Here is a 12,118-nt window from a genome sequence, read left to right as displayed (position 1 = left end):
TTGCTTCATGGCTGTACCGTGACCGTCCAACGGAACCCGACACCGAGTTTGAAAAGCGACGCCGGGATCTGGAAGGCCGAGCGCACCGTGACCGTGTCGGTGGTCTTTGCGGTTTCGCCCGCGCCGACCGCGCCGAACACCAGCGTGTCTTCGGCCAGGCGCATCACGCTGAATGGAAGACGGCTCAGCCTGGCGCTGACGCCCGACACCGCAACGCCGGTGTTCGTGAGTTCACCGCGCAGCGTGTATTCCCAGGTGCGTGCGTCGATCTTCTTTTCCGTGACCACCGCCAGCCCGCACAGATGGATGTTCGGGTTGCTGGTGCTCGACAGCACGTCGATGTTGTCGAAGTTGACAAGATTCACCGGCTTGCCGGAAAGACCGATGTAGTTCGGATCGTTCGACAGCGCCTTGCCGCTGAGCATCTGGTAGCTCTGCGCGCCATCGGGCGCGCAGTCGTCGCGGCCCGTGACCGTGACCGTCTGGTTGGCCGACCAGTTGCCGGGCGTGAACACCAGCTGGGCCGGCGTCGGCTCGCCTTCGCGCGGATTGCTCGATGCGATGGGCACCATCACGTCGAACGCGGGCGCGTTGGCCAGCCGAACCTTGTACGTTGCCGTGCCGCCCTGCTCCGAGGTGAAGAGCAGCGGGCCCGCCGTCACCACCACGGCGCCCGACTGCGTGGCCGCCGGCACCACCACCGCACCCGGGGCATACGCACGGCCGAGGCCGCGCGCGTCGTAGATCACCGCATAGACGTAGTAGGTGCCGGTGCCGAGCGCGGACACATCCCACACGTAGCTGCCCGATTGCGTGCCCGCGCTCTGGCGCAGGCCATCGACGATCAGGTTGCCCGCGTAGCCCGTGGCGCTGGTGCTGTAGTACAGCGCCACCGTCGGCTCGATGTTCGGGTCCACGCCCTCCCAGCGCAGCGTGACCTGCTTGCGCTGCACGCCGCCCACCGTCACGGTGTCCGGAACGGTCGGCGTGGCCGGCGCGGTCAGTCCGATGCTCGGGTTCTGGTACGGGCCGGTGCTGATGTAGAGCACCGCCGGCGCGCTCCAGGCGCTGGTGGCGCCCGATGCATCGACGGCCCGCACATGCCACCAGTGCGTGGTCTTGTCTTCCAGCACGGTGCCCACGATCAGCGCCGTGGTGTTCGACAGCCCGCTGGCCACGCGCTGCGTGAGCCCCGCGTCGCGGTACACCTCGAACTCGTAGCGAACCGCTTCGGCCTCCGGATCGATCACCGGGTTGGCTTCGAGGCTGGGCTGCTGCGTGGCGGCCCAGGCGCCGTTGCCCGGGTTCTTGACCGTTGGCGCGGGCGGCGCATCGTTCACCGCGTTCATCAGGAAATCGCCCATCACCCAGGCCGATTCCGCATGCGCGTCCTGTGCCTTCGCGCGCCACCAGTAGCGCTTGTTCTCCACCAGCGCGGGCGTCACCCAGGTGGTCGAACCCGAGCTGTTCTGCATCACCTGCCCCGAGGTGCGCTTGTCGGACGAATCGAAGGTGTTGACCGAATCGATCTCGAACACATAGGTGATCAGGTCGTTCTCGGGGTCGGTGCTGTTGAGCACCGTCAACGGCGTGGCCGGGTTCGCGCTCTGCCCGCCCACCGGAGGAGACACGATGCCCGGCATGGTCGGCGCAAGGTTGCCCGTATTGACGACGAACAGACGCGCCGGCGTGGGCGTGAGCGCGCCCAGCGCGTCCTTGGCAATCACGCGCCAGTAGTAGCGGGCGTGGTTCGTCAGCGGCGTGGGCACCGTCCACGAGGTGCTGCCGCCGGCCGCTTCGGGCAGGTCCACCACCTGCGCTGCGATGTCCGTCAGCGCCGCGTCCTTGTAGACATTGACGCTGTAGGTGATGGCGTCGCCGTCCTTGTCCAGGCTGTTGGTCCAGCTCAGCACCGGCACCAGCGTGGTCACGTCCGAGCCCGGCACCGGGTTCGTCAGGTTGAAGTTGTCCGGCGCATCGTTGACCGTGTTGACGAAGAAGCGGCCATTCACCCAGGGGCTGTAGATCGTGGTGCCATTGAACGCACGGGCGCGCCACCAGTATTTGGTGTTGTCGCTCAGGTCCACGCCCACCACCCAGCCCGTCGGCTGCACCACCGTGCCCGTGCCGTTGCCGGGGGCGGGCGGTGCCTTGTCGACCAGGGCCGAAGCAACCTGCTGCGTCATCGCCTCGTCGGCATACACCTCGAACTGCACCTTGGTCGTCGGGTCCTTGGCGTCGGCCGAAGTCATGACCTGCAGCGTCGGATGCAGCGTGGCCACCTGTGCGCCCGAGGCCGGGCTGTCGATGGTCGGCGTGCCCGGGCCTGGCGGCGGCTCGTCGGTCTCCACCTTGATGCTCGCCGCGCGGCTCGCGCTCAGCGTGCCGTCCGTGGCCGTGTAGTTGATGAGGTAGTTGCCCGCCGAGCCCGTGCCCGGCGTCCAGCTGAACAAGGCGCGCGCCACCGTCGGGCTTTGCGCGTTGGCCGCCTGCGGCGTGAACGTGGCGCCCGTCGGCAGCGGCGCCGCGGCCAGCGCGACCGGCGTGCCCTGCGGGCTCGAAGCCTCCACCAGGAACGACACCTGCTGGCCCACCTTGGTGACGCGGTCCGGAATGAACTGGATCACCGGCGGCAGCGCCACTTGCGGCGGCGCCTGGAAGTCGCTTTCGTAGACGCCCGTGGTGTTGACGTCGAAGAAGTTGACGAAGTACTCCCACTGCTTGGTCGTCGCATTGCGGCTGCGCGACAGCCACACGTTCTCGGGCAGCATCTGCTTGGCGTCCGAGCGCACCACGTTGCCGATGGCCTTGGTGCCGTTGAACGGGTCGCGCATCTTTGCGTAGACAAAGCCATCGGTCGGCGGCATCGTGAGCTTGTAGGTGGCCGCGCCCTGCGCGTTGGTGCCGGCCTGCAGCTGCGCCACCGTGCTGCGGTCGGTCACCAGCGTGTCGAGTCCTTCGGATTCGTAGACGCGGATGTAGTCGCCATCGACCGCGAGAAAATCGCGCACCGTGTCGCGGCCCGGCAGGTCAACGCGCACGTCGCGAATCAGGAAGTGCGCGTTCGTCGCCTGAAGAATGGAGGTGACCGCGCCGCCCAGTTCGTCCGCATGGCTGAAGGTGGCGCTGAACTCCGTGAACTTGCCGGAGAGCGACGTCTCCATGACCCAGCGCCCCGTCTTGCTGGTGGACGCGGCAATGTCGCCGAAGTTGATGAGCAGCGAGTTCTGCGTGGGTGCGTCGTTGACGTAGCTGCCTGTGAGCTGAAAGTTGATCAGCAGGCCCTGGTTGTTCTCGATGATCTTGGGCTGCGCGGAATCGATCTTGAGATTGCGCGCGGCGGCATAGCCGTTGTTCTTGACCCGCACGCCCAGCGTGAAGGGCACCACGGGTTCGATCTCTGCCGTGAGCGGGTCGTCGCCCTCCACCTCGCGCGGCAGAAAGTAGTCGAGCGTGAGCAAAGGCAGCGGCTTGACCGTGACCACATCGGGCGACACCTCGAGCGTTTGGTCTTCACCCGCGTAGCGGTACTTGAGCGTGGCGCCGACCAGGTACTTCTTGCCCGCCGGGTTGAGCCCCGCCGAGCCCGGCGCGGGAATGATCAGCCAATTGATGATGGCGGACGTTGCCGGGCTCACCGTGCCGGTGCCCGTGACGTCGGAAATGTTCTGCTTGTTGGAAACGCGGATGAAGAACTTCGCGCCGCTCGCGTTCGGGTCTTCGGTGATGGCAACGGGCGTGCCGTTTTCTTCCATGACCTTCACCACCACCGAGACGTTGGAGATCACGCCACTGTCGGTGGTGTTGTTGATCTTCATCTCGGCGTCGAACGCCTGGCGCTCCAGGGTCAGCTGCTGCTTGATCTGGATCTTGACGCTGGCGCACACCGTCTCCTGGGCGAAGGCGGGCATGACCAAACCGCAGGCGGCAAGCACGCCCGCGCACAGGTACCCGACCAATTTGTTTTTCATCCTCCGACCCTCTTTCGCTTTTCAGTGCGCGCTACTTTTGCGCGCTATTAATAGTTTCGCGAATTCAATTTCGCGGATATGTATTGTTTGCCCAAAAATCGTCCATCTAAAACCAATTGAATTGAATTTCAGCCCCACACCCCATCGACGAAAATAAAACCAAACCACCTACATCATTGCCAAATACTTTTTAGCCCAGACGGAATTTATTTCCGAATGGCTTTTGGCAAAACTCATGACATAGTCAAAATCATTTGGACGATCTAATTTTCGCGCAGCCAATAGCGCAAGGATGAATGACCCCATGCCCAATTTTTCGCCGTTCTCCAGATGAAATCTCACCCCCTTGACAACATACTCGAGAGTCATGCAGTCTTCGAGCTCATTCAAAGCAGGTCGATATATCTCCATGAACTCACGCACCTGCTCATTTACGTCTGTTGACGAGCTTACGCGCCAATGACGTGTCGGATTTCCAGGTACCGAGGAAAGCGCGTGTCGCCCCTCTGTCAAACCGACATCCTCATCGTAGATTCGTAGCGATTCAATGGATCGTTCTGGGCGGAAGATTGGATTGAATGCAGCGTAAATTACAGCACCAAGCATTTGCCAGAGAATTTCACCGTCGTTTTCGTGCCCAATTAACCTGCTAAATTTGAATATGCAGGTTGCCTCCTTAAATTTCTTTCGCATCTCAGCTCCGGATTTTTTAAATCCATACGCTTTGAGTTCAATAGAAATAAGGCGCTGCACTTCCTTGTATTTTTCGAGAGAATTTTTCATGGCTGATGAGCGACAGTTTCCTGAGCGTGCGCAGACAGGGCCAAGGCGAGCATCGCAATGGCGCCTACGCAGATTCGCCCGACCATGTTTCTCCCCATCCCTGCCCCCCTACAATTCCTCTTTGCTGAATATATGAAAACTATAAGAAAATGAAAACGCAAACTGAAGTACCGAGAGCATCAGAAAATCTTCTTTTCCATCGAACTTCCAGATTGCCAAAAAATCAGAATCGGAAAATATATTGCGACAAAACTAAGGACTTTTTGCTTCTTTTTATAAAAATAGGCAATGGAAAACAGTATGGCCGCCTGCCTCATTCGCACAACCAAATCACCGCCTTATTTATTTCTTGCAAGTTTTTTTTACTTCCAATTCAAACCCAAAGCCCCTCAACCCGCAGCAATCTCGAACTCGAATCCATCATCTTCCAAAGACTCGAGCGCTTTGAATTTCTTCATCCATGCTTTTCTTGAGATTGAAGGAGGAATTCCTATTGCAAAATAGTTTGCCTTATATGCAACCTCGAAAATGCAGCCATTCTTTTTCGCCCACTTCAATAAAGATTGCGCTTTTTTTGGATCAAAACAAAAAACATGGACGGTAGAGTAATCAGACGGCTCAAGTACACTTTCAAACCAAGCCACACCCTTATCGTAGGTCACCTTGATCTTGTCTCTATACCTTATATCTTTCACAAAATAAGGCACATTTCCCACTTGATAAATGTTGTCTCCAATTGGTGTGCACCACAGCGACTCCACCGCAAATGGCGGCCAATCATCTGCATCTTGAACAAGCCGAAAACGAACTTCGAGCTCCTGCACTTGCGCGCTCATCTATTTTTTTGAATTACCTTCAATCGGCAATCACTTCTTTTTTCACGTCATTGGCTTCATTCCAAATGCATATGGCAACCAATGCACCGGCTTTGCCACGGCCTCCATCTCGTCTTCAAAAAAATTCAAAACCTCTATTGAATTCACCTTCTCCATCACAACAACTTCGCCCAACAACCCAACAGCCACTATGTTCGCGATTCGGCTTAGCCTTTCAGTGTCGCAGTTCGAGCAATTAGCAGAAAAAACGATATCGATCAAATCCTCTTCGACTCTATACGCAATGTGCTTCCATTTCGACAAATCGACCTCACCGGTAGCATTAAGCTCATCATCTAGCACCTCCAAGACGCTGCTCCAGGGCCGTCGTTGTCGCCCAACGAGAAATTTCCAAAGCGTACTTTTGTAGGATCGAGCTATGCTTTTTTTCGCTAGCCCCATCAGCCCCTCATCTAGATCTGGAGATAATGAAAAATAGAGTCCCTCATTGTCGACGGGCCCAATCTCCCACGAAAGATCTGGACAAATTCGATGCACATGAAGGTCTATATTCTTCATGACCTTGGGCTCGTGATAGCTCGTTGAAAGTTCAGCTTCAGATGCTTGAAACCACTTCCAAAATAACTCGACGCTGTCTTTTTTAGTCATTTTTTCTTCTTGATTTCGTTACGTTTATTGTCGAGGGTGCCCGGGCCACCATGTTGATCAATTAAGTCTTGTTCGCCTTTTCTTGCTGCTTCGGTGTCACCATCCGGGTAGCTACCGACTCGATCCTCATCCCGTCTATCTCTTCCATCGCGTTTTCCGCGCTTTGAAACCTTGTCGTTTTTTGTTCTACCCACGTATGGCTTCCCGCTTGGAGTTCTGCATCCAGGGACAAGGTAGAAACTGCCGTTGTGAACCACCAATCCTTCTTCACCCACGAAGAAGGTATGAAGGTTTTCCACCTCAAGATTGAAGACTCTGACTGTCTTTGTCTCGATCTGGATGCCCGCAATGGTGGCCGCGCCGGCTGAGTCGTCATCTCCGCTTCCAATGCCCTTGAGCAGGAGCTTTCCACCTTGCTTGAGCATGATGGCGTCCCGCCATCCTTCGCTGGTCCTGAAGGGGTGGCCATCGGTGGCCGTTAATTTCTCGCCTGTGTCCAGCGTCAGATGCACCAGCCGCTGCTGCTTCTCGCTGCTAATGATGTCGCTCACTTTTTCGTAGCGAGTGGCATCCGGTCCACGAATACCGAAGATGTCCTTTGCTTGTGAGTCTTGAGCTTGTTGGTCCTTTTGCCTCAGGCGCAGCGGGCGGCTTTGGCTGAGCTGGCCGTCCACCACGGCCAGCTCGTCCCAAGCCAGCACTTCATCGCCAACCTGGATATCTGCAATAGGCTTGAGAGCAGGGGTTCCATCTGAACCTTTCACGTGTACCAAGGTATCGCCGGTGAAACTGTTGTCTCTCAAGCCGCCGTCACCAAACCTGGGCAGAGCCCAACCGCCAAAGCCTCCGAAACCACTGCCCTCCCCACTACCACCACCATCGAGCACCGCGCCGCCTACCCCAATGGCTGTACCCACTGCATCGGAATACTTGCAAGGTCTTGGGATAGGAATGAGCGACCACAGGCAGTCCTTGGCACAGGCCTTGCCCGATTCCAGCAGGTTTGGATCGTCACAGCTCACGCCGAGCATCTGGCCTGCGGTATCCATTGCCACATCCATGCCCACACAGCTGACCATGCAAGCTGCGTACCGACGGGCCGCCCATCTGATCGCGGCGCCCGCTGCAGCACGCGCTCCTGCCCATGCCAGAGGGGCCAGAAACGCTACTTCCCCCGTAGGGTCGATGTAACGATTGGGCGACGCGCCGACATAAGCGTATAGATTAATGCCGCCCTCGAACCCTACGGGGTCGCGCGCGATGTAGCGCCCCACATCGGGGTCGTAGTAGCGGCGGTCGTTGTAGTGCAGGCCGGTTTCCGCATCCCAGTATTGGCCGGGATAACGCAGGTGGCTGGTGACAGCAGTGGCGACGTTGGCGGTTGTCTGGGCAGTTGCCTTGCCGTAGGCGTCGTAGCTGGCGCTCCACACCACCGTGCCGGCGGCGTCGGTAATCCGCTGCGGGGCGCCCAAGTGGTCGTTGTGGTAGTAAACAGTGCGCCAGATGCCCGGCTGGCTCGTGTCTGCCAGGCGCGCATAGATAGGCGCGGTGCTGGCTAGATTCTGTGGGTTCCAGCCGTACGCAGTCTGGACTTTGCCAACGCCATCGGCCTCAGCGAGGAGGCCCCATTCGCTTTGCAGGTAATGGGTGACAGCATTCCGGATGTCGCTTCCGCCGGTCCCGGCCGTGGCCAGGATGGCCGAATTGCCCAGCTCCTTGCGGATGCGACGATCGAAAGGGTCGTAGTAGTAGCGGGCGACAAGGTCGCCGGCCCCGTCGCGCACTTCGCTCAGACGCTTGAACGCATCCCACATATAACGTGTGGTGCGCGCGGGCTCGTTTTTGGTGGTGTCGGTCTTCTGAATGAGATTGCCCGATGCATCGTACTGGTAGCTGACGATGCCGGTGCCGCTCGCTGCGGGTCGTTGTGTCAATTGGCCAGCGCTGTCGTACACCCAGGTACCGCTGCCTGTCCTGCTGTGGGTCAGACGATTGCTGTTGCTGTCAAGGGTGAATGCTTCGCTGCGACCGCTCAGCGCGCTTGCATCGAGAGCCGTGAGTCGACCGGCGTCGTCCAGCGCATATTCGGAGGTGTTGCCGTCGATGATGGATTGCTTGACTTCGGCTAGCTTGCCGAACTTGTTCTGCAATTCGAACACTGTTGCCTGGGCCGGATTGACGACTCTCAGGCGAGTGAGGCTCTGATAGGCGTCGAACTCCATGCGCTGCTCGGTCCCGCCGGGCAGAACCACCTTCTTCGGCGCAAACCACTGCCATTCGGTCACGGACAGGGTGCCAAGGCCGGGAATGGTGAGGCTCTCCAGCAAGCCGGTGCTGTCATAGCCGTACTCGATAGCAGCGCCATCCGGCCCGGTGTATGTCTTGATCTCTTTGTTGCCGTAGTAGGAATAGGCGTGGGTGAGGCTGAAGCCGCCGTAATTGATGGTTTCGCTGCTCAACTGATCGGAATCTTCGTAGCTTCGCCCCGCGCTGTAGGTGCCATCGTTCCAGGTCAGAAGGTTGCCGGCAGCGTCATAGGTGAAGCTGGTGGTCTTGACCAGCGATGCTTGGGCGTCGTACTCGCGCTGGGCGACGACCCGACCCACTGCGTCGAAGTCATAGCCGACCTTCTGTCCGTTGGCCTGAGTGATGCTGCTGAGCCAGCCGTTGGCGTCGTGCGCGTAGCGGGTGGTGTTACCCAGGGCATCGATCGTCGAGGTCAGCAGATTGCGCCGGTCATAGGTCATGCGGGTGGACTTGCCATTGGCGTCCACGACTTCGATGACGTTGCTGCGCGTATCGCGCACCAGCCTGATGCTGTTGCCCAAGGGATCTTTGACTTCGTTGATCTCTCCGTGTGGCGTATAGCTGTAATAACGGGTCTTGCCGTTGGCGTCGGTTGTCGTTTTCTGTCGACTCGCGCCGTCCCACGTGTAGCTTTCTATCCGCGACTCGGCGCCCGCCTTGTCGTTCGTCAACGTCGTCCGCTCGCGCGCGTCGTAGCGGAACTGGCGCTGGAAAGTGGGGTAGTTCAGCTGGCCAGGCTTACGTGCACCCTTGTCTGTGCCGTCGGGCTCTGCATACTCCAGCGAGTAACTCTGCCCCTTAGCATCGGTCGCCTTCGTCAGCCGGACGAGCGCGTCGTAGTCCATCTGCATGGACTTGCCGCCGCCGTCGGTGACGGATATCAATGAGCCCTGAGCGTTGTAGCTCGTGGCATAGGCCGCCCCCGTGGGATCGCTCTGCTTGAGCTGGCGGTTCATCCTGTCGTAAGTGAATTGGTACACCTTGCCGCGCTCGTCGGTCGCCGACGTCCGATTTCCAGTTTCGTCGTATGCAGCCGCGACGATCTTGCCTAGCGGATCGGTTTCCGAGAGCTGATTGCTGTCGGCGTCGTACGCGTAGCTCCACACTGCACCAGTGGGCTCGGTGTATTGCATGAGATCGCCGAGGCGGCTGTAGACGTATCCGCGTTGGTTACCTTCCGGGTCGACGGTCCGAGCCAGCTGGCCTGCCTGGTCGTAGCTCAGACGCCACGTGGCATCGGGTGTAACGGTGCCGTTGGGTTCCGTCCGGCCTTTGCGCGTGATGCCGATGGACCTGCCCGCTGCATCGCGCTGGAATTCGGTGATGCGCTCATCGGGCGACCCCAGCGCTTCGGTCATCTTCGTGAGATTGCCCTTGCCGTCGTATTCGTACCGGGTCTTCACCCCCAGTTCATTCGTCTCCTCGACGGGGTTCAGCAGGTTTGCGTCGTAGCTAGTTGTGACCTTGCTTCCATCCGGATACTCGATCTGCGTGATCTGCTCGAACTCGTTTCTGGTGAGGACGGTGGCGAAGCCTCTGGCGTTGGTTCTTGTCTCCGTTCTGGCACTCGGGTCTCGCTTGACCTCGATCTCGGTGCGTCCGTTGACCTCGTACCTCACCAAGTCGCCCGCGCGGTCGTGGCTGTAGTCTTCGGTGCGTCGGCCTGCAGCCGTCGCGGGGCCCTGCACCTTGCTGTAGAAGAGCTTCTTGGTGCTGTCCCAGCTTGAGCTGTAGTCGGTGACGCCTCCATCCGCCGCCGTCATGCTCTTGACGGTGGTGCCCTCGGATTCATACGTCAGCTTGGTTTCACCACCCCTGGGGTCGGTGGTCTTGATCAGCCGGGACTTGCTGTCGTAGTCATAGGCGGTGGTATTGCCGCGCACGTCGGCCACGCCGGTCATGCGGCCCTGCGCATCATAGGTGTAGGTGACGGTGCGCTGCGGCAGGTCGAGACTGTTTCCCACCTGCGGCCAATCCTTGGCCTGCACAAGATAGCCGGCGGCGTTGTAGTGCAGCGTGATCAGAACGGTGCCGCTGGTCGCGGTGCCACCGGCGCCGCCATCAACGATGCGCACCAGCTGACCTGCCGCATTGCGCTGCAGCCAGATGGCGTTGTTGTTCTTGTCGCCATACCGGCTCATCCGACCTTCGTCGTCATACTCGGCCCACTCGCCTGACTTGTCGCTCCAGCGCCAGCCGCTGGCGACGTTCGCCGCGCCGACCAGGGGCACGCTGCCCCCCACGGGAACGGCACTGCCCGCCGGAAGCTTGAGAATGGCCTGCTTCCTCAGAAAGAAGCGATTCTTGAAGACGTAGGTTCCGCCGGCGCCGACATACAGCTGGCTTTGGCGGCGCCAGCCTTCGAGCACTTCGCTGGAATTACCCCCCAGATTGCCGCCGATGCTTCCACAACCGCTCGCGAAGCCCGTGGTAATGACCGTGTCCAGGGGAACTGCAGTCTGGCTGTAGCTGCGATTGAGCGGCAGGTAGGTTTCGGGAGGCACTGCCGGAGCGCTGCCGCTGCCTCCACCGATCGGGACGGTCACGCCATCACCGGGTTGCCAGTCCTCGTCGACCCAGATCCAGCAGGTCGAGGACCCGCCGCCCTGGCTGCCATAGCTCATGCCGGGCGAGCCCCCACCGGTGCTCTGCGTCATGGACGGCTTGTAGCTGGCCGAGATGCCGTCCCAATTGCGATTGAAGCGCCAACCCGTACCGTTGAAGGTACGTTTCCAGGACACACTGCCCATGGCGGTCTGCACGCTCAGGTCGACGACTTCCGCGCTCATGGTGCCGTTGGGAGGGACGACATTGCCTTGAGCCACAACGGCCACGGGCAGGCTCAGACAGAGCAACGCCGCCACCGCCGCTCCTATGCGGCGTGCCATCCACCCGGTGCTTGGCTGTGTTTTCACAAATCTTCTTTCCTGTACTTCTTCTGAATCGAATGCAGGGCCGTAGCGATCGGCTCGCCCTACTTGCCTCGCATCGCAGCCACAAACTCTTCGGAGTCGAAGCCGTCTTTCATGTGATGACCCTTGACGATGAGGTACGGAATGCCGTCACCTCCCAGATTGGCGAGTTGCGCCTTGCAGCCGGGGCCGTGATCGATGTCGCATTGCTCGTACTTGAAGCCGTGCTGCGCCAACCAGCTCTTGGCTTCACGGCAGTTCGGACACCAGTCAGCGGTGTAGATGAATACATCGCTGGCCTGAGCGCTATCGGCTAGTTCTCTGACTTGTGCAGGGCTGTCGCTGCCGCTCAAGCGCGACGCAATGCTGCCAATGCCTTCGTCCGTCCGGCCGCGCTCGTGCGCCATCCGGTAGCCAAGGTACGCAGCGCAACAAAGAACGAGCACGAGCACCCACTTGCCCCACACCAAGCCGCCGCTGCCGCTGGAGTCAACGCGCATCTCACGGCGACGCGGCCCCGCCGACGACGCACGTGCTCGCTGGGCATCGCTGGCCTTGTCGTAGGCGACACCGCAGCCGGGGCACTGCCAGACTGGCACGGTTGCGTCCTCGGGACGAACGAGATGACACTTGGCGCAGATGGTGGGCATGAGCGTTCCTC

General features: G+C 59.7%; 6 protein-coding genes. All 6 read right to left on the bottom strand.

All coding sequences use genetic code 11. From position 1 onward, the window contains the following. Window positions 1-5 precede the first annotated feature (5 nt). Window positions 6-3,971, bottom strand: a complete 3,966-nt coding sequence (locus ACAM54_RS01200; protein WP_369649546.1) for a hypothetical protein — start codon at window positions 3,969-3,971, stop codon at window positions 6-8. Between the two features lie 168 nt (window positions 3,972-4,139). Next, complete coding sequence (locus ACAM54_RS01195; RefSeq protein ID WP_369649545.1) at window positions 4,140-4,754, bottom strand: hypothetical protein; 615 nt, start codon at window positions 4,752-4,754, stop codon at window positions 4,140-4,142. A 389-nt stretch (window positions 4,755-5,143) separates the two neighbouring features. Then, window positions 5,144-5,590, bottom strand: a complete 447-nt coding sequence (locus ACAM54_RS01190) for a DUF4265 domain-containing protein (RefSeq protein WP_369649544.1) — start codon at window positions 5,588-5,590, stop codon at window positions 5,144-5,146. A gap of 42 nt (window positions 5,591-5,632) precedes the next feature. Continuing rightward, complete coding sequence (locus ACAM54_RS01185) at window positions 5,633-6,238, bottom strand: hypothetical protein (RefSeq protein ID WP_369649543.1); 606 nt, start codon at window positions 6,236-6,238, stop codon at window positions 5,633-5,635. Further along, window positions 6,235-11,433, bottom strand: coding sequence for an RHS repeat-associated core domain-containing protein (locus ACAM54_RS01180; protein ID WP_369649542.1), 5,199 nt, complete (start codon window positions 11,431-11,433; stop codon window positions 6,235-6,237). The genes ACAM54_RS01185 and ACAM54_RS01180 overlap by 4 nt, the downstream gene beginning before the upstream one ends. 86 nt (window positions 11,434-11,519) lie before the next feature. Next, complete coding sequence (locus tag ACAM54_RS01175; RefSeq protein WP_369649541.1) at window positions 11,520-12,107, bottom strand: glutaredoxin family protein; 588 nt, start codon at window positions 12,105-12,107, stop codon at window positions 11,520-11,522. Window positions 12,108-12,118: the final 11 nt, after the last annotated feature.

The organism is Variovorax sp. V93, assembly GCF_041154485.1.
GTDB lineage: Bacteria > Pseudomonadota > Gammaproteobacteria > Burkholderiales > Burkholderiaceae_C > Variovorax > Variovorax beijingensis_A.
The sequence above is the reverse complement of the archived record's forward strand: the minus strand, read 5'-3'. Positions and strand labels throughout refer to the sequence as shown.